Raw genomic sequence first — 18,337 nt, 5'->3', positions numbered from 1 at the left:
TCCTGGGTTCAGAGCCGCTCGATGATGGTGGCGTTGGCCAGGCCGCCGCCCTCGCACATGGTCTGGAGGCCGTAGCGTCCACCGGTCCGCTCCAGCGCGTGGAGCATGGTCGTGAGCAGGCGCCCGCCGGAGGCGCCGAGCGGGTGACCGAGCGCGATCGCCCCGCCGCACGGGTTGAGCCGCGCCGCGTCGATCGGGTACTCGCGGTGCCAGGCCACCGTGACCGACGCGAAGGCCTCGTTGACCTCGAAGTGGTCGATCTCGTCCAGGCCGAGTCCCGCCCGGCGCAGCACCTTCGCGGTCGCCGGGATCGGCCCCGTCAGCATCTCGATCGGGTCGACTCCGGCGAGTGCGAAGGAGTGGAAGCGGGCCCGCGGGCGCAGTCCGAGCCGCTCCGCCGCCTCCCGCGACATGATCAGCATCGCGGACGCGCCGTCGCTGATCTGTGAGCTGTTGCCCGCGGTGATCGACCCGTCGGGAGTGAACGCCGGCCGGAGCTTCGCGAGTGTCTCGGCGGAGGTGTCCGCGCGGATGCCCTCGTCCGCGGAGACGGTACCGCCGTCCTTGACGATCTCACCCGTCTCCCGGTCCCTGCGCCTGGCCTCGACCGGGACGATCTCCTCGGTGAACGCGCCGGCGCGGGTGGTCTCGGCCGCGCGCCGGTGGCTGCGCACGGCGAACTCGTCGAGTTCGGCGCGCGAGAGCTTCCAGCGCCGGGCGATGAGCTCGGCGGACAGGCCCTGGTTGATCCGGCCCCGCCGCCCGAAGTTCTCCCTGTCCGCGTAACGGGCGTCGACCAGCGGTCCGAAGGGCTCGCCGAGGGCGGGGTCGGAGACCTGTGAGCGCATCGGGATCTGCGTCATGTTCTCCACACCGCAGGCGACCGCGATGTCATAGGCGCCCGAGATGACGCCCTGGGCGGCGAAGTGCGCGGCCTGCTGGGACGATCCGCACTGCCGGTCGACCGTGGTCGCGGGCACGCTCTCCGGCCAGCCCGCCGCGAGCACGGCCGAACGGCCGACATTGAGCGCCTGGGCACCGACCTGGTTGACGCAGCCGGTGATGACGTCGTCGACCAGGGCCGGGTCGAGACCCGTCCTGGTAACCAGGGCGTCCAGGGTGGCGGCGAGCAGGTCGGCGGGGTGCAGGCCGGACAGCGACCCGTGCCGCTTTCCGGTCGCGGTCCGGACCGCCTCGACGATGACGGCTTCGGTCATGGGGTCTCCTCAACGTTGGACGGGGAGGCCGGCGGCGACACCGTGACCCGCTCGAAGATCGCGGTCAGGCCCTGGCCGCCGCCGATGCACATGGTCTCCAGGCCGAACCGGGCTTCCCGCCGGTCCATCTCCCGCAGCAGGGTCGCCAGGATGCGGCCGCCGGTGGCGCCGACGGGGTGGCCGAGGGAGATCCCCGAGCCGTGCACGTTCAGCCGGGCGAAGTCGGCCTCGCCGAACCCCCAGGCCCGGGTGACGGCGAGGACCTGAGCGGCGAACGCCTCGTTCAGTTCGATCAGGTCTATGTCAGCCAGGCGAAGCCCGGCGCGCTCCAAGGCCTTGGCCGTGGACGGGACGGGCCCGATTCCCATCACCTCGGGCCCCACTCCGGCGACCGCCCAGGACCGGAGCCGGGCGAGCGGGCGCAGCCCGAGGCGTTCGGCGCGGTCGAAGGTCGTCACCAGGCAGGCGGCCGCGCCGTCGTTCTGGCCGCTGGAGTTGCCTGCGGTCACGGTGGACTCCGGGTCTGCCGCGGCCATGACGGGCCTGAGCCGGGTGAGCGCCTCCAGGGTGGTATCGGCGCGGGGATGCTCATCGGTGTCGACGATCGTCTCGCCCCGCCTGCCGCGCACCGTGACAGGGACGATCTCGTTCTTGAACGTCCCGTCCCGCTGCGCGGTGACCGCGCGCTGATGGGACCGCAGCGCCAACTCGTCCTGCTCCGCCCGCGACACCTCGTATCGCCGACGCAGATTCTCCGCGGTCTCCAGCATGCCGCCGGGGAGGGGATGGTTCCGGCCGCCTGCGGTGACGCGTCCGCGGGCGAGCGCGTCGTGCAGTTCCAGGGCGCCGCCGCGCAGGCCCCACCGGGCCGCGTGGGTGAACAGCGGGGCCCGGCTCATCGACTCCGCCCCACCCGCGATCACCATGTCCGACGCCCCAGTCGCGACCTGCATCGTGGCGTAGATGACCGCCTGCAGCCCCGACCCGCAGCGGCGGTCGAGCTGGAGCCCGCCGGTTTCGACCGGAAGGCCCGCGTCGAGGCCGACGACGCGGCCCAGCGCGGGCGCGTCCATGCTCGGATAGCACTGGGAGAAGATCACGTCGTCGACGCCGACGGGATCGATGGCTGTCCGCGCGAGGAGTTCCCGGACGACGACCGCGCCGAGATCCTGCGCGGGCACGTCCCGGAACGCTCCGCCGTAGCGGCCCACGGGGGTGCGGAGCGGTTCGCAGATGACGGCGTCGCGGTTCATGCGCTCACTCCTGCCAGCTGGAGCCGGGCCACGCGAGCCCGATGTTCGTGGACGTCGCCGAGGAGCGCCCGGTCGACCTTCGCCCGCCGCCAGAAGAGATGGGCGTCGTGTTCCCACGTGAACCCGATGCCTCCGTGGACCTGGATGAGGGTCTCCGCAGCACGTTCGGCCGCGCCCGCGGCGTAGGCCGCGGCGGCGGATGCGTAAAGCGGCAGGTTCCGCGGGTCGGCGTCGGCGGACCAGGCCGCGAGCCACACCAGGGACCGCAGCTGCTCCTCGGCCACATACGCGTCGACCAGCGCGTGCTTCACCGCCTGGAAGCTGCCGATGCGCCTGCCGAACGCGGTCCGGTCCTTGGCGTATTCGACGGCGCGGCGGACGCACTCGCCGGTGGTGCCGAGATCCTCGGCGGCCAGCACGACGACGGCGATGTCCCTGGCCCGCTCCCAGGCCGCGGTGGCTGCCTCGCCCGTGGCGAGGACGGTTGCCGGCGCACTGGTGAGCTCGAAGGTGGCCAGCTCTCGCGTGGGATCGAGGGCGGGACGGGACGCGGCCACGGCGTGCGAGCTCACTTGGACCGACACCAGCGCGGCGCCGTCCGCCCGCCAGGCGGGCATGATCAGTGTGCCGGCGATCGTTCCGCCGGGTGCCGGGCCGGTCACGCCGCTGACCGTCCCATCGGCGGAAAGTTCGACTTCGCGCACGTCGGCCACCGCGACCCTGACGGCCCCGTCGAGGATCCGGCCGAGCAGTTCGGCCGCGGGTGGCGTCGCGACGTCCCGCAGCAACGGGACCGCGCGCGCGGCCGTCCCGGCCAAGGGGGTCGGGGTGAGGGTGCGGCCGGCCTGCTCGGCCACGACCGCCAAGTCCAGGACGGTGCCGGCCTCGTCGCCGGATTCTGCGAGAAGCCCGAGCAGTCCCAGCTTGCGCAGGTCCGCCGAGACGTCGGGGAGTTCGCCGTCCCCGGCGAGCACGGCTCGGGCGCCGGCGATGCCGCCGTTCCCGGCGAAGAAGTCGCGGGCCATCTCCTGCAATGCGAGCTGATCGGCCGAGAGCTGGAAGTCCACGGTCAGCGCTCCTTTCCACCCGTCGCCGCCGCGGCCTTGTCCAGGCGCGGTTCCGGCGGCAGGCCGAGGACCCGCTCGCCGAGGATGTTCTTCATGACCTCCGTGGTCCCGCCGGCCAGCGAGATGCCCGGGGCGAATGTGGCGATGCCCTGCCAGGTGCCGTCGCCCGCCGCGGAGGCTCCGAACAGCGCGTCGTCGCCCTGGAGGCAGAGACCGAGGTCGGCGGCACGTTTGAGGAGGGCGCTGGAGGCGAGCTTGCCGGCGCTGCCCTCCGGGCCCGGCTCGCGTCCCTCGGACAGCGCGGTGAGCATGCGGTTGCCGGTCATCCGGCAGGCGAGCCCCTCGATCCAGCAGGCCGCGTACTCCTGAAGGATCTCCGCCCTGCGGTCGGTGCCAAGGCCGGGCAGCGCGTCGGCCACCGCGCGGGTCAGCGCGTCCGGGCCGGCCCCGTACACGGTGCCGTCCCCGCCGACGCTGTAGCGCTCATTCATCAGCACGGTCAGCGCCACCGCCCAGCCGCCGTCGATCTCGCCGAGACGGGCGCTGTCGGGCACCGGCACGTCATCGAGGAAGACCTCGTTGAACACGGCCGCGCCGGTCATTTCGCGCAACGGACGCACCGTTAGGCCGGGGGCGCGCATGTCCAGCAGGAACATGGTGAGGCCGCGGTGCTTGGGCTTGGACGGATCGGTGCGTGCGAGGAGGATGCCGTAGTCGCACCACTGGGCGCCGGTGGTCCACACCTTCTGCCCGCTGATTCTCCAGCCGTCGCCGTCCCGCACAGCCCGGGTGCTCAGCGCGGCCAGATCGCTGCCCGCGCCAGGCTCACTGAACAGCTGGCACCACACCTCGTCCGCGTTGAGCATCGGGGTGAGGTAACGCCGCTTCTGCTCCTCGGTGCCGTGCGCCATGATCGCCGGACCGCACATGCCGACGCCGATCCAGCCGATCAGCCGCGGCACCTCGGCACGGTCGAGCTCCTGCTCGACGATCACCTTCTGCACCGGGGTGCCGCCACGGCCGCCGTACTCGACGGGCCACGTGACGCCCACCAGCCCGGCGGAGTGCAGCAGGGCCTGGGCGCGTCTGAGGTCGGGAACGCGCTCGGGCGCGGCCCCCCGGCCTATGGAGAGCTCGTCGCGCCGCGCGGAGACGAACGCCCGTACCTCGCCGCGGAAAGCGGCCCCCTCGGCGGAGTCTTCGATGTCCAAGATCGCCTACTTAGGTTGGAGGCGGGCGCCGCCGTCGAGACGGACGACCTCGCCGTTGAGATAGCCGTTGCCGAGCAACTCGACGGTGAGGCTCGCGAACTCGGTGGAGTCGCCGAGCCGCGGCGGGAAGACCACGTCGCGGCGGAGCCTGTCCTTGACCGCCGCCGGGTCCGGGAAACCGTCATAGATCGGGGTATCAATCAGGCCGGGCGCGATGGTGTTGACCCGGATGCCGAGGACGGACAGGTCGCGGGCTACCGGCAGCGTCAGCCCGGCGATGCCGGCCTTGCTCGCGGCGTATGCGGCCTGCCCGATCTGGCCCTCGAAGGCGGCGACGGACGCGGTGTTGACGATCGCGCCGCGCTCACCGCCGGGGCCGGGCTCGGCGCGGCCCATCGCGGTCGCCGCCAGCCGGACGCAGTTGAAGGTCCCGACCAGGTTGACCGTCACGATGCGGGTGAACTTCTCGATCGGGAACGCCGATTCGTAGGTGCCGTCGCGTCCGACCGTGCGGGCCGAGCCGCCGATTCCGGCGCAGTTGACCAGGATGCGCAGCGGCGCCCGCCCGACGGCGGCGTCGACGGCCGCCAGGACCTGTCCGGGATCGGTGACGTCGGTGCGCAGGTAGACCGCTCCGGTGTCGGCGGCGACCCGCTGGCCCTTGTCGTCCTGGAGATCGGCGACCACGACGGACGTGCCCCGTGCGGTGAGAGCCCGGACCACGGCCTCGCCGAGCCCTGAAGCACCACCGGTCACGAGAGCCGAAGATCCTGCAAAGTCCACTGACGACCTCTCCTTCGAGCGCTATATTTCAACTAGATGTTTGTCATGTTGAACGTAGGAGCGGCGACTGCACGTGTCAAGAGCACACCGAGTGGTTGACAGTCGTCGAGACCGAAATATACGTTCGATGGAACAAATTACTAGTCACATCTCCAAACAGAGTGTGGAGCGGCATGCACAACAAAGGGGCGGTTGTGGGGATCTTCGGATTCGCCGGGAAGCGGGTGGCGGTGACGGGCTCCTACTCCGGCATGGGCCGCGCCGCCGTCGAGCACCTCCTCGCGGACGGCGCCGAGGTGCATGCACTCGACCTGCGCGAGAACGAACTGGCCGTGACGTCCTTCCAGCCGCTCGATCTGCGTGATCCCGCCGCGATCGACCAGGCCGCCACCAAACTCGCACGTTCACTCGACGGCCCTCTGGACGTGCTGCTCAACTGTGCGGGCCTGCCGCACAGCAGTTTCACCGCGCCGGACATCATGCAGGTCAACTTCTTCGGGCTGCGCCGCCTCACCGAGGCCATGCTGCCCGCGATGACCAGCGGCGGGGCCATCGCCAGCATCGCGTCCAAGGCCGGGATCAACTGGCCCGAGCAGCTCGACGCCATCCAGGAACTCCTGGCCCTCGGCGACGACGATGCAGCCGGGGAGTGGTTCGCCGCCCGGCCCGAACTCGCCGAGCACGCCTACGGCTTCAGCAAGGCCTGCGTAATCGTTTACACCATGGCCCGCGCGGCGCACCTCGCCCCGCGTGGCATCCGCATGAACGCCATCTCGCCGGGCGCCACGGACACCCCGATGATGGAGCACTTCCGCAAGAAGCGCACCGACGAGCAGCTCCGCAAGTCGACCGGCGGCATCGGGCGCATGTCCCGCCCCGAGGAACAGGCCCTCCCGCTGCTGTTCCTGGCCGCCGACGCCGCGAGCTACGTCTCCGGCGTCAACCTCGTGATCGACGGCGGTGCGCTCGGCGGGTTCGTCACCGGTGAGCTCGCACCGCCCGAAGTCCCCCAGTACGCAGGTGTTCGCGGCGGCGCCGGCATCGGCGCCTGAACCGTCCCGAACGTAGAACGATCCCAGGAGTTTCAGACATGCTCGCTCAAGAGCCGCTGAGTGATCTGATCAGCGGGCCGGAGTTCGTCGAGTATCCCTACGACGCCTACCGCAGACTCACGGCCGACGCCCCCGTGTACCGGGCATCCGACGACCACCTTCTCGTCTGCGGATTCAAGCTCTGCCAGGAGATCCTGACCGACAGTGCGACGTTCGGGCAGCGTCCCGCCGCCTACCCCAACTTCCACTCGATGGACCCGCCCGAGCACACCAGGCTGCGCCGCCTGGTCAGCCACGGCTTCTCGCCACGGGCGATCCGCGCCTACCAGCACCGCATCGAGTACTTCGCCGACCAGCTCCTCACCGGGCTGAAACCACGCGGCCGGATGAACCTGATCAAGGACTTCGCGCTGCCACTGCCCACCCTGGTCATCACCGAGATGCTCGGCGTGCCCTACGCGGACGGCGAGCTGTGGGAGGACTGGGCCAACGCGATCCACCGGCACACCGCGATCCCCGAGTGGGTCGACACGCCGAAGAGCCGGGAGCTGGTCACGGCCGCGGCGGCCGCGGCGACGGCCGAGACCGAATACTTCCGCAAGCTCGTCGACGAGCGGCGGCGCCACCGCGGTGAAGACCTCATCAGCGTGCTCGTGGCCGCCGAGGAGGACGGCGACCGGCTGAGCGAGGAGGAACTGCTGTACACGCTCGTGCTCCTCCTCGGAGCCGGGCACCACACGAGCGTCAACCTCATCGGCAACGGGATGCGCGCCCTACTCGCCGAGCCCGCCCAGTTCGCCCTCCTGCGGGCGCGCCCGGACCTGATCGACAACGCGGTGGAGGAGATGCTCCGCATCGACCCCCCGTTGCAGGTGGAACCGCGCAAGGCGCTGCGGGACACCGAGATCGCGGGCGAGCCGGTTCCCGCGGGGACCCTCGTGCACTGCATCCTCGCCGCCGCGAACCGCGACCCCGCCGTCTTCGACGATCCCGACCGCTTCGACGTCGCCCGGCCCAACGCCAAGCGCCACCTCGCCTTCAGCATGGGGATCCACCACTGCCTAGGCGCGCCGCTGGCCCGCGCCGAGGGGCGGACGGCCGTGCGGGAGCTGCTCTCCCGGCTCGATGGCCTGCGCCTGGACGGCGACTCCGACCACGACGGCCTCTACCGGCTGCGCGGCCTGGCCGACCTGCCCGTCGCCTGGACGGTCTGAGCCGATGCGGCACTTGGACCGGCACTGGATCGGCGGTCGGTGGACCGAGCCGTCCGGCGACGGCCGGATACACGTCATCAATCCCGCGACGGAACAGCTCGCCTTCTCCGTACCGGAGGTCACCCCGTCCGAGGTGGACACCGCCGTCGCCCTGGCCCAGCAGGCCTACCTGCGGGGCGACTGGTACCGGGCCGGCGTGGCCGAGCGAGCCGCGGTGATCGAGCGGGCAGCCGAGATCATCCCCGGCCGGGCCGCCGAGATCGGGCAGATCATGACCGAGGAGATGGGCGCGCCCCTCACCGGCACCGTCGGCGGCCACGTCCCCGCGTCCGTCGCGACGATGCGGGAGATGGCCGCGTTCGCTCGGGTGATCCCCGAACGGGAGATCCGCACCGGACGCGGATCGGACGCGCTGGTGATGCGCGAACCGGTCGGCCCGGTCGCCGCGCTGACCCCCTGGAACGGCCCGTTCGCCACCGCCGTGAACAAGGTCGTCGCGGCGCTGCTGATGGGCTGTCCCGTCATCGCCAAGCCGTCGCCGCAGACCCCGGTGGACATCTACCACCTGGCCGCGGCGCTGGCCGAGGCCGGCCTTCCCGAAGGGCTGCTGAGCGTCCTGCCCGCCGGTGCCGCCGAGTCCGGACGGCTCGTGTCGCACCCGGACGTCACTGCGGTGTCGTTCACCGGCAGCACCGCCGTGGGCACCCGCATAGGCGAGGTCTGCGGACGGCGCTTCGCCCGGGTGCAGCTCGAACTCGGCGGCAAGTCCGCCGCCGTGATCCTTGACGACGCCGACATCACCGAGGTTTCGGCGGTCCTCCGGTCGGGGGTCTTCCGCAACGCCGGGCAGGTCTGCACCGCGCTGACCCGGGTCCTCGCGCCCCGTGACCGCTACGAGGAGGTCATCGAGAAGCTGTGCGACACCGCGGCAGGCATCGTCGTCGGCGATCCGATGGACCCCGCCACCGAGATGGGGCCGCTGGCGATCGAGGCTCAGCGCGACCGCTGCGAGTCCTTCATCGCCGAAGCGCGCGAGGACGGCGCGAGAGTCGCCTTCGGCGGAGACCGCCCGCCCGGTCTCGACCGGGGCTGGTACCTGCGGCCGACGGTCCTGCGGGACGTGCACAACGGGATGCGGGCCGCGCAGGAGGAGATTTTCGGGCCGATCGCGGTGGTCATTCCGCACGACGGCGACGACGACGCGATCGCCATCGCCAACGACTCCCCCTACGGCCTGCACGGCGCGGTCTTCACGGCCGACCCCGGCCGCGCCCTCGTCGTCGCCACACGGGTCCGGACCGGCACGTTCAGCCTGAACGCCTGCGTCAACAACCCGACGCCACCGTTCGGCGGCGTCAAGGCCTCCGGGATCGGCCGCGAACACGACCGGGAGGGCCTGGAGTTCTTCACCGAGCTCAAGACCGTCAACCTGGGTGGCGGTCTCGGCGCCGAACACGCTCTCGCGCTGCTACGGGGGGCACCGTGACCGACACCAACACGTCTCGATACGAGACGCTGCTCTACGACGTCCGGGACGGGGTGGCCACGGTCACGCTGAACCGCCCGGAGAAGCTCAACGCCTTCCAGGCGATCATGCGCGACGAGCTGATCGCCGTGTTCGATCGCACCGACGCCGATGACGACGTCAGAGCGGTGATCGTCACCGGGGCGGGCCGGGCGTTCTGCGCCGGCGCGGACCTGTCCGGGGGCGGCTTCGAGTCCGCTGAGCGCGGGTCCGGTCTGGCGGCACCGCCGCTGCCGCCCGACTCGGCCGGCATGGTCACCCTGCGCGTCTACTCCTCCTTGAAGCCCGTGATCGCCGCGATCAACGGCCCCGCCGTCGGGGTCGGCGCGACGATCCTGCTGGCCATGGACATTCGGCTGGCCGCCGATACGGCCCGCTGCGGATTCCTGTTCGCCCGGCGCGGGATCGTGCCCGACGGTGCCGCCAGCTGGTTCCTGCCGCGCCTGGTGGGGATCGGCAAAGCCGCGGAGTGGACGTTGACCGGCCGGATGGTCGGGGCGCCGGAGATGCTGAGCTCACACCTGGTCACCGCCGTTCACCCGACCGGGGAACTTCTCCCCGCGGCCCGCGCGATCGCGCGCGAGATCGCCGACAACACCGCCCCGGTGTCGGCGGCCCTCACACGGCAGCTGCTGTGGCGGATGCTCGGCGCGGAACACCCGATGACCGCGCACGTCGCGGAATCCCGCGGGCTGTTCGAGCGGACCCGCGGAGCCGACGCGGCCGAGGGCGTGGCGTCCTTCCTGGAGAAGAGGCCTGCGGTGTTCCCGCTCCGGGTGTCCCGGCACCTCCCGGACATCTTCGACGCCGAGCCGGAGCCGGTGTTCCCCGACGAGCAGGTGCTGCCGCAGTACGCCCCCGCACCCCGCCTCGATGAGGAAGCCCAACGATGACCGGCGCGCGGGCACGTGTGCGACCCGCCCAGGGCCGCGCCGGGCGACGACGATCCGGCGTTGTGTCACAGGACCTCCTCGAACATGCCCGGCCAGGCCCTGCGTGGGCCTGGCCGGGCTCGGATTCGACCGATGATCAGCCGTCCGCGGCGATCACACCAGGCGCGACGAGTTCGGCGGGAATGACCTTGGGCGTCTCCGTCAGCTGACCGGACTTGGTCATGTAGTCGATGGTCGTCTGCACCTGCGCGGTGGTGAAGCTCGGCAGGAGCAGCTTGCCGAAACGGGTGAGCGCCTGGTCGAGCTGGTCATTATCCGGGATGCCCGACACCTGGACGGCGATCCGGTGGAGCTCCTTGAGGTTGGCCGGGTTCTGCATGAACTCGCGGGTCTCGGTCATCGCCGCCGCCCACTTCGCGGCCAGTTCCGGCTTCGCGTCGAGGGTCTTCTGCGAGGTCATGAATCCCGACCACGCCTGGTCGGTCAGCCACTGGGGGCCGATCTTGGCCATGTCGAGGACCTCCTGGCCGCCCGCCTCGTCGATCAGTGACAGAGCGGTGCCGATGTCGGCGACGACGGCGTCGACCTGGCCGGTCTTGAGCGCGGCGACCTCCGGGCCGCCGTGCGCGATGTTGACGTTGCTGAAGTCGGTGTCGGCGAGGCCCACATCGTGGAACAGGCCCTTGAGGATCACATCGAACGCGGTGCCGGGGCCGGAAGCGGCGATCGTCGCGCCCTTCAGCGAGCGGATCGTCTCCTGCCATCCCTCCGGGCCGGGCTTGGCCGGCGGGACCTTCGTCTTCGGCCCCGCGACGAGGATGTAGGGCACGCCGGCGCTCTGCGCGGAGATGAGCGGCAGGGACGCGCCCGACTGCTTGGCCTTCGCCCCGGCCGACACCGTCTGCGCGACGACATCGGCCGAGCCGCTGGTCAGCGCCGACATGATCGCCGCACCACCGCGCAGGCTCGTGATGAGCTCGACGTCAAGACCGTGCTTGGCGAAGATGCCGGTCTCCTGGGCGACGATCGGCGGCAGGCCGGGGATGGAGCCCTTCGACGCGGCGACCGCGATGGACACCGCGTCCGCACCTGCGGCTCCGGACTTGTCGGTACCGCCGCAGGCGGTCAGCGCCAACGCTCCGGTGAGCGCTACCGCGGCCAGTCTTCCCGCACGCAGGCGTGCGAGGGCAAGGATGGGGGTCATCAAGACTCCGATGATTTTTGATGGGTTGGTGAAGGAGGCCGCGCTCTCACGGCGGGCGCCGGCCGAGTGCCGGGCCGGCCCACGCCGAGGCGTCTGCGAAATCAGGTGCGTTCTGGCATCCAACGCAGCAGGCGGCCCTCGACGAGCCGGAGCACCGCTGAGAACACTCCAGAAACCGTGGCGAGGATGGCGAGCACCGCGAACACACCGTTAGGTTGCAGGTTCTGGCCGTAGACGACGACGTCCAGCCCCAGACCCTGCCTTGCGGCGATCATCTCGGATCCGACCACTCCGAGGATGGAGAACATGAGCGCCAGACGCAGCCCGGCGAAGAGCACGGGGACCGCGCCCGGCAGCACGACCTTTACGAAGACCTGCCGGGAGCTCGCTCCCAGCAGCGTGGCCACGGTCCGCAGTTCGCCTTCGACGCTGCGGACGCCGGCGAGCGTGTTGAACAGGACGACAAAGAACACGATCGAGATGGCGAGGGCGACCTTGGCGGTATCACTGATGCCGAACCACAGCAGGAACAGCGGGGCCAGGGCGATGCGCGGCAAGCTCGCCAGGACGTTCATCACCGGATCGAACGTCCGCTCGAGGAACTCGAACCGGCCGAACAGCAGGCCGACCACGATGCCGCTGCTCGCACCGAGTGTGAATCCGAGAAACGAGGCATAGACCGTCGCCACCGCGTTGGCCGCGAGATGTCCGTGGTTCTCCCACAGGAAGGCTCCCACGCCCGTGGGGTTGCCGTAGAACAGCTTCGCGTCGGGGAGGACCCCGGTACGCGACATCAGCTCCCACGAGCCCAGGATCGCGATCACGAGCCCAAGCTGGGCAAACCGGACGCTGACCGTGCGACGACGTTTCCTGCCCCGGGCCTGCCGGACCGCCTCCCGCATCTGATCCTTCTGGTCTGCGGGCGGGCCGGAGGACCGTGCGACGGCCGTGCCGGGAAGGGTGGTGCTCATGCTCGGCCTCCGCTCTGCGCGTCCAGCAACCGGTCGTAGAGGTATCGGTTCATCTCGGCGAACTCGGTACTGAACCGCAACTCGTCGAGCTTCCGTGGCCGTTCGAACGGAATCTCAATGTCGAAAGCCAGGTACCCCTGGCCCATCACCAGCACCCGGTCAGCCAGCAACGCCGCCTCGGTGAGGTCATGGGTGACATAGACGACGGTGCGCCGCTCCTCTTCCCAGATGGTCAGGAACTCCTGCTGCATGACGCCCTTGGTCTGCGCGTCCAGCGCGGAGAACGGCTCGTCCATCAGGAGGAAGGACGGCTCGGTGGCCAGCAGCCGAGCCAGGCTCCCCCGCTGCCGCATGCCGTGGGACAGCTGCTGGGGGAACTTGCGTTCGCTGCCAGCCAGCCCGACCATCTCCAGGTAGTGTCCGGCACGGGCCCGGCGTTCGGCCTTCGACATCCCCCGGACCTCGAGCCCGAACTCGACGTTGCGCTGCAGCGTGCGCCATGGGAGCAGCGTGTCGCGCGCCCACATGTAGCCGAGCCGATGCGACGGCAGCGAGATCACCTCTTCACCGATGCGGGCCTCGACCCTGCCCTCGGTCGGCTTGATCAGTCCCGCGACCATGTTCAGGGCAGTGGTCTTGCCGCACCCGCTGCCGCCGACGATCGCGACGAACTGCTGGTCCGGAACCTGGAACGTCAGGTCCTCCAGAACCAGCTTCGCGTCCTTCTCGGAGACGAACCAGTGCGAGACGTGTTCGAAGGTCAGCCCTATGTGGGCGTGTTCCGCATTCTGTGGAGAGGCCGTCGAGCGCGCGGTCGCGTCGGTTACTTGGGTCATCAAACCTACTCCGGGTCGACAGTCGCGCCGCATGGGTGCCGACTGTGCCGATCGGGTCAGTGGCGGGGGACACAGGCAAGAGCCTGCACCTTCATCGTTTGCAGAGTTGACTGACTGGTCGTGATAACGTAACAACGTGCAATGTGTCCGTCAACACAGCTGCACCCCAAACTTTCCGTCGCGGACCCCGCGACCTCGCCATCAAGATCACTGGCATGGTCCCGGGACTCGCTCGTAACCACTGCGAACTCCTCGATCTCGCACCGCTACTTGAAGAGTGGGGTGCCGACCATGTCATTCTGGGACAGCACCTGCTCAGAACAGGGAACCCACATCCCGGCGGGGTCACGATCGACCCTCGCCGTCCCGCCCTAGACCCGTTCGTCATCCTGAGTTTCCTGGCCGCCCGGACGACCCGTCTGGGCCTCGCGACCGGCGCCGTCATCGCTCCGCTGCACCACCCGATCGGGCTCGCCAAGGCGGCCGCCACCCTTGACCTGCTGTCGAGCGGCCGATTCCAGCTCGGACTGGTCGCCGGCTGGGACGGCGCCGAATTCGCCGCCGCCTGCGTGCCGTTCGAGGAGCGGTTCGCCCGGTTGGACGAGACGATCGACGTCTGCCACACCCTCTGGCGCGACGCACCGGCAAGCTTCAGCGGCAGATGGACCCGGCTGGACGAGGCCTACTCCCTGCCCAGACCGGCATCCGTACCGATTCTCGTCGGTGGGCGGGGCACGGCGGCGACCGCGCGCCGGGTCGCCCGCCGAGCCGACGGCTGGATCGCCAGTGAGGCCGCCAGAAGCGGCGACGTCCGCCAGACCGTCGGGCTTCTCCGTGAAGCCATGGCCGCGGAGGGCCGCGCATTCGAGCAGCTCATCGTACGTGCGACGCTGCCTACCCCTACCGCATCGCTCCGCTCACCACACCAGGCGGCGGACGAATTGCTCGACGCCGGCGCCACCTCACTGGTCCTTCCCCTCGGCGCATGGACACGGGACCTCGCGGAAGCCGAACGTCTGGTCCGGACCTTGGCCGATCGGTGCGCACAGAGCCCTTGACACCGTCGGACAGCCAACCCATGCTTTCGCTATAGCAAACTATCGTTCGCAATCAGAACCTCGATGGGGAGTGACCATGGTCTATGACTTGAAGATCAGCGGTGGCACGATCGTCGACGGAACGGGGCGTCCACGCTTCACCGGTGACATCGCCGTCAAGGACGGGAAGATCGTCGCCGTCGGCTCGGCACCGGCTCCCGCCGCTCGTGAGATCGACGCCACCGGCAAGGTGGTCTGCCCGGGGTTCATCGACATCCACACCCACTACGACGTACAGATCCTCTGGGACCGCATGCTGACCTTCTCGCCCCAGCACGGCGTCACGACCGTCGTCATGGGCAACTGCGGCTTCGGCATCGCCCCCTGCCGCAAGAAGGATCGTGAGTACATGCTTCGCACCCTCCAGGACGTCGAGGGGATGAGCTTCCGCTCCACGATGACCGGGCTTGGCGACGACTGGGGCTTCGAGACCTACCCCCAGTACCTTGACCTGCTCGAACGCCGGGGCGTCGCGGTCAACGTCGCGACGATGATCGGCCACACCGGCGTACGGGTGTGGGTCATGGGCGAGGACGCCGCCGAGCGTCAGCCCACCGAGGAGGAACTCGCCGAGATGCACCGCATCGTCGAGGAGGCTTTCGAGGCGGGCGCTGCCGGGTTCTCCACCTCCAACAGCCCGGCCCACACCGGCCACGGCGGCAAGCCCGTGCCGAGCCGGGTCACGAGCATGGACGAGCTGATCTCCTTCGGCAAGCTCATCGAGAAGCTCGGCCGCGGCTCCTACCAGCTCACCTGGGGCCCGGAGGTCACCCCGGACAAGGTGCTGCACATCCTGGAGCACGCCGACGTGCCGATCACCGACCCGGGCATCGCTTCCCGCGGCGGCCAGGAGGACGAGCGGATCGCCGGCGTCGAGGAGGCCTGGCGGCGCGGCCACAAGTGGTACCCCCAGGTCTCGGCCCTTCCCAATACCTTCGAGGTGGGCCTCGCCCGTCCCTTCATGTTCGCGCTGGACCAGCCCGCCGGCACGATGAACTGCAAGCCGATGCACGACCTGTTCGACCCCCTCAGCGAGCTGGAGACCGTCGAAGAGCGGTACGCGGCCTACCAGAGGCCCGGCTTCCGGGAGGCCTTCATCGCGCACACCGAGCGCCAGGACTGGAAGGACAACTACTGGCCCTGGCTGCTGATCGGGAACGCCCCTGGGAACTCCGAGTGGGAAGGCCGCAACGTGGTGGACGTCGCCGCGGAGCTCGGTGTCTCCCCCGGCGAGTTCGTGTTCGACCAGTCGATCGCGACCAAGCTGGAGTTCGCGATGCTGGCGCTGTCCGGGAACCGGGTCCCCGAGGGGCACCTGCGGCTGCTTAAGCACCCGCACCTGCGCATCGGCCTCGCCGACTCGGGCGCGCACAACGGCGAGATCTCCGACTACCGCTATCCCACCTACTTCCTGTCGCACTGGGTGCGTGAGCGCGGCTTCCCGCTCGAGGAGGCCATCAAGAAGATGACCACCGACGAGGCCGAGTGCTACGGCATCGTCGACCGCGGCTCCCTGACCGAGGGCCTGGCCGCCGACATCGTGGTCTTCGACCCCGAGACCGTCCGGGACGGCCGGATGCGTCAGGTCCACGACCTGCCCGCGGGGGCCCGCCGCCTGCGGAGCGACGCACACGGCATCCACTACGTCATCGTCAACGGCACGGTGCTGCGCGACCAGAACGGTGACGCCATCGACACCGACGGTGAGCTGCCAGGCAAGGTCCTGCGCGAATTCGCCGGACACGCCTGAAACACCGACCCTGAAGAGGAAACCGATGGCCCTCAGCCTGAACACGAAACTCATCTCGGTCGACGATCACCTCATCGAGCACCCCACGCTCTGGCTCGACCGGCTGCCCTCCCGATGGCACGAGTCCGCACCGCACATCGTCGAGGTCGAGAACGGCGAGCAGTGGTGCTTCGAAGGCGTGGTGAACGGGCCCACCGGCCTTTCCGCCGTCGTCGGCACCGAGCTGCGCGAACGTGCGCTCGACCCGCCCCGCTTCGCCGACATGCGGCGCGCCTGCTGGGATCCCGCCGCCCGCATCGCCGACATGGACACCGACGGCGTGCAGATGCAGCTGTGCTTCCCGAACTACTCGGGATTCGCCGGCGGTCGGTTCTACCGGGCCAAGGACAAGGAGCTCGCCCTCCTCTGCGTCCAGGCCTACAACGACTTCGTCATCGACGAGTGGTGCGCCGCGGCGCCCGGCCGCTACATCCCGATGATGATCCTCCCGCTATGGAACGTCGAACTGTCCGCCCGGGAGATCGAACGCTGCGTCGCGCGGGGGTTCCGCGCGATCGCCTTCCCCGACAACCCGGCAATTCTGGGCGAAGCGTCCTTCCAGAGCGGGGAGTGGGACCCGGTGTTCGCCCGCGCCGCCGAGGCGGAGCTGCCGCTGTGCATGCACTTCGGCGGGTCGGGCCTGGTCCCCCCGATTTCCGCCGACGCGCCGCTCGCCGTCCAGACCACGGTGATGGGGGCGACGCTCTTCGCCTCGATGGCCGAGCTGCTCCTCTCGCCGGTGTTCCACAACCACCCGAATCTGAAGGTGGCCTACTCCGAAGGCCAGATCGGTTGGATGCCCTACGCCCTGCAGCGCATCGACCAGGTCTGGAACGATTACCGGCACTTCCCCATCACACCGACGATCAACAGCGACGTCCGTCCCAGCGACCTCTTCCGCGAACATGTCTACGGTTGCTTCATCGACGACCAAGTCGGTGTCGACCAGCGCCATCTCATCGGCGTCGACAACATCCTCTGGGAGTCCGACTATCCGCACGCCGACTCTCTTTGGCCGCGCAGCCGGACTGTCCTGGAGAAGTTGCTCTCGGACGTCCCGGAGGACGAGGCGCACAAGATCGCCGAAGGGAACGCCCGGAGGCTCTTCCGGGTGTGACCCACCACCAGCCCTCCGGCCCGCCGATCGGCCTCCGGTCCGCGGGCCGGAGCCACCACCTGTCCACCGGCGGGCCGCGCCCCCGCACCCAGCCGCCGATGGAGAACACAATGAAGATCTACCGCACGGTCGAGGACCTCAAGGCCAACCTCGGCGCGGAGCTCGGGCCGACCGATTTGCTCACCGTCGCACAGGCCGCATCGACGGTTTCGCCGAGCACACCGAGGACCACCAGTGGATCCACGTCGACCCCGAACGGGCGGCATCGGGTTCGTTCGGCGGCACGGTCGCGCACGGCCAACTGACGCTGTCGCTGGTCCCTTTCCTGCTGAGCCGGCTGCGCAGGAACGAAGCGGCGCGCATGGCCGTCAACTACGGCCTGAACAAGGTCCGATTCCCCGCTCCGGCCCCGGTCGGCGGCCGGATCCGTGCACATGCCACGCTGATCGAGTTCGACCAGATCAGCGAGGACGTCGTCCAGCTCATCACCCGCACGAAGGCTGGGCCGCCGGACTTCTCTGGGCTGCCCAACCCGGCGCCTAAGGCCTACGACCGACTGCACCAGGCGCATCGCTACCTGGAGACCGGAGCCGGCGCATCCTCATCGTTGACGACTTGGTCGGCGACCTTCTCGCCGAGCGGCTCGGCTCGGAGCGCTGCAAGGTCGCCCACGACTCCAAGGAGTTCGAGCGCCTCAAGCCGGAGCTCGACAGGTTCGACCTCGCTGTCGTCGACTTGCATCTGACCACCTCCTGCGCCGACGCGATCGTCCGACAGTTCAACGCGATGGGCATTGGGCTGCCAGTCGTCATGATCACCTTGCGGCCTCCGGAGAACCGCTCGGTTCCCGAATGGATCAGGTCACTCGGCCTCGTCGATGTCATCTTCAAGGCTGGCGACGAACCCGGCATGGACATGGCGTTCCTTGCCTGTCGCGTCGACAAGCTGCTCCACGAGGGCCCTGTAGCGCTCGCCTGCGACCAGCTCGCTTAGCGGGTGCACAAGCTCCGTCGCAAGGCCCCCGAACGCCTCTCCCAAACCGGTTCTGACCACTTCCGCAGAGTCGATGGACTGCGACGCCGACAAGATCGCCCAGCTGGCCTCAGAG

At 69.8% G+C, this 18,337-nt stretch carries 17 protein-coding genes and 1 pseudogene; 10 read left to right on the top strand and 8 right to left on the bottom strand.

Annotated features, from left to right (window positions below):
- Nucleotides 1-8: 8 nt before the first annotated feature.
- The 5 genes from AB0C35_RS37305 to AB0C35_RS37285 are packed head-to-tail and all read right to left on the bottom strand — an operon-like array spanning nt 9 to nt 5,531.
- On the bottom strand, nt 9-1,217 hold the full coding sequence (locus tag AB0C35_RS37305) for a thiolase family protein (protein ID WP_358466649.1): 1,209 nt from the start codon (nt 1,215-1,217) through the stop codon (nt 9-11).
- The gene (locus AB0C35_RS37300) at nt 1,214-2,470 is read right to left on the bottom strand and encodes an acetyl-CoA C-acetyltransferase (RefSeq protein ID WP_358466647.1); all 1,257 of its coding nucleotides are present in this window, start codon (nt 2,468-2,470) and stop codon (nt 1,214-1,216) included. Before AB0C35_RS37300 ends, AB0C35_RS37305 begins: the two co-directional genes overlap by 4 nt.
- A complete protein-coding gene (locus tag AB0C35_RS37295) occupies nt 2,467-3,537 on the bottom strand; it encodes an acyl-CoA dehydrogenase family protein (protein ID WP_358466645.1) in 1,071 nt (356 codons plus the stop codon). Before AB0C35_RS37295 ends, AB0C35_RS37300 begins: the two co-directional genes overlap by 4 nt.
- A 2-nt stretch (nt 3,538-3,539) precedes the next feature.
- On the bottom strand, nt 3,540-4,748 hold the full coding sequence (locus AB0C35_RS37290) for an acyl-CoA dehydrogenase family protein (protein WP_358466643.1): 1,209 nt from the start codon (nt 4,746-4,748) through the stop codon (nt 3,540-3,542).
- 6 nt (nt 4,749-4,754) lie between these two features.
- Entirely contained in the window at nt 4,755-5,531 is a 777-nt protein-coding gene (locus tag AB0C35_RS37285) for an SDR family NAD(P)-dependent oxidoreductase (RefSeq protein ID WP_358466642.1), read from the bottom strand.
- Between the two features lie 194 nt (nt 5,532-5,725).
- Between AB0C35_RS37285 and AB0C35_RS37280 the strand changes: the two genes are divergently transcribed.
- Genes AB0C35_RS37280 through AB0C35_RS37265 form a run of 4 tightly spaced genes read left to right on the top strand, consistent with a single transcriptional unit; the run spans nt 5,726 to nt 10,215 of the window.
- Nucleotides 5,726-6,583: a coniferyl-alcohol dehydrogenase gene (locus AB0C35_RS37280; RefSeq protein WP_358466640.1), complete on the top strand. Its 858-nt coding sequence runs from the start codon at nt 5,726-5,728 to the stop codon at nt 6,581-6,583.
- A 38-nt stretch (nt 6,584-6,621) separates the two neighbouring features.
- Nucleotides 6,622-7,797, top strand: a complete 1,176-nt coding sequence (locus AB0C35_RS37275) for a cytochrome P450 (protein WP_358466638.1) — start codon at nt 6,622-6,624, stop codon at nt 7,795-7,797.
- Nucleotides 7,798-7,801: 4 nt separating this feature from the next.
- Nucleotides 7,802-9,283 carry an aldehyde dehydrogenase gene (locus AB0C35_RS37270; RefSeq protein ID WP_358466636.1) on the top strand — a complete coding sequence of 494 codons (1,482 nt, stop codon included), beginning with the start codon at nt 7,802-7,804 and terminating at the stop codon, nt 9,281-9,283.
- Nucleotides 9,280-10,215 (top strand): enoyl-CoA hydratase-related protein, encoded by a 936-nt coding sequence (locus AB0C35_RS37265; RefSeq protein WP_358466634.1) that lies wholly within the window; start codon nt 9,280-9,282, stop codon nt 10,213-10,215. Before AB0C35_RS37270 ends, AB0C35_RS37265 begins: the two co-directional genes overlap by 4 nt.
- A gap of 136 nt (nt 10,216-10,351) precedes the next feature.
- On the opposite strand, the gene AB0C35_RS37260 is transcribed toward AB0C35_RS37265, so the two are convergent.
- The 3 genes from AB0C35_RS37260 to AB0C35_RS37250 all read right to left on the bottom strand — a co-directional run bounded on the left by AB0C35_RS37260 (nt 10,352) and on the right by AB0C35_RS37250 (nt 13,226).
- Nucleotides 10,352-11,419 carry an ABC transporter substrate-binding protein gene (locus AB0C35_RS37260; RefSeq protein WP_358466632.1) on the bottom strand — a complete coding sequence of 356 codons (1,068 nt, stop codon included), beginning with the start codon at nt 11,417-11,419 and terminating at the stop codon, nt 10,352-10,354.
- Nucleotides 11,420-11,520: 101 nt separating this feature from the next.
- Nucleotides 11,521-12,390, bottom strand: a complete 870-nt coding sequence (locus AB0C35_RS37255; RefSeq protein ID WP_358466630.1) for an ABC transporter permease — start codon at nt 12,388-12,390, stop codon at nt 11,521-11,523.
- Nucleotides 12,387-13,226, bottom strand: coding sequence for an ABC transporter ATP-binding protein (locus tag AB0C35_RS37250; RefSeq protein WP_358466628.1), 840 nt, complete (start codon nt 13,224-13,226; stop codon nt 12,387-12,389). Before AB0C35_RS37250 ends, AB0C35_RS37255 begins: the two co-directional genes overlap by 4 nt.
- 143 nt (nt 13,227-13,369) lie before the next feature.
- Between AB0C35_RS37250 and AB0C35_RS37245 the strand changes: the two genes are divergently transcribed.
- The 6 genes and pseudogenes from AB0C35_RS37245 to AB0C35_RS37220 all read left to right on the top strand — a co-directional run bounded on the left by AB0C35_RS37245 (nt 13,370) and on the right by AB0C35_RS37220 (nt 18,222).
- Complete coding sequence (locus AB0C35_RS37245) at nt 13,370-14,284, top strand: TIGR03619 family F420-dependent LLM class oxidoreductase (RefSeq protein WP_358466626.1); 915 nt, start codon at nt 13,370-13,372, stop codon at nt 14,282-14,284.
- 76 nt (nt 14,285-14,360) lie between these two features.
- The gene (locus AB0C35_RS37240) at nt 14,361-16,073 is read left to right on the top strand and encodes an amidohydrolase family protein (protein WP_358466624.1); all 1,713 of its coding nucleotides are present in this window, start codon (nt 14,361-14,363) and stop codon (nt 16,071-16,073) included.
- 25 nt (nt 16,074-16,098) lie between these two features.
- Nucleotides 16,099-17,229, top strand: a complete 1,131-nt coding sequence (locus AB0C35_RS37235) for an amidohydrolase family protein (RefSeq protein ID WP_358466622.1) — start codon at nt 16,099-16,101, stop codon at nt 17,227-17,229.
- Nucleotides 17,230-17,339: 110 nt separating this feature from the next.
- The gene (locus AB0C35_RS37230; protein WP_358466729.1) at nt 17,340-17,534 is read left to right on the top strand and encodes a hypothetical protein; all 195 of its coding nucleotides are present in this window, start codon (nt 17,340-17,342) and stop codon (nt 17,532-17,534) included.
- Nucleotides 17,468-17,635, top strand: a pseudogene (locus AB0C35_RS37225) (MaoC/PaaZ C-terminal domain-containing protein); the annotation flags it as partial. The gene AB0C35_RS37230 and the pseudogene AB0C35_RS37225, both read left to right, overlap by 67 nt.
- 209 nt (nt 17,636-17,844) lie before the next feature.
- A complete protein-coding gene (locus AB0C35_RS37220) occupies nt 17,845-18,222 on the top strand; it encodes a hypothetical protein (RefSeq protein WP_358466727.1) in 378 nt (125 codons plus the stop codon).
- Nucleotides 18,223-18,337 lie beyond the last annotated feature (115 nt).

Source organism: Spirillospora sp. NPDC048819 (genome assembly GCF_040650055.1).
Classification (GTDB): Bacteria; Actinomycetota; Actinomycetes; order Streptosporangiales; family Streptosporangiaceae; genus Spirillospora.
The sequence above is the reverse complement of the archived record's forward strand: the minus strand, read 5'-3'. Positions and strand labels throughout refer to the sequence as shown.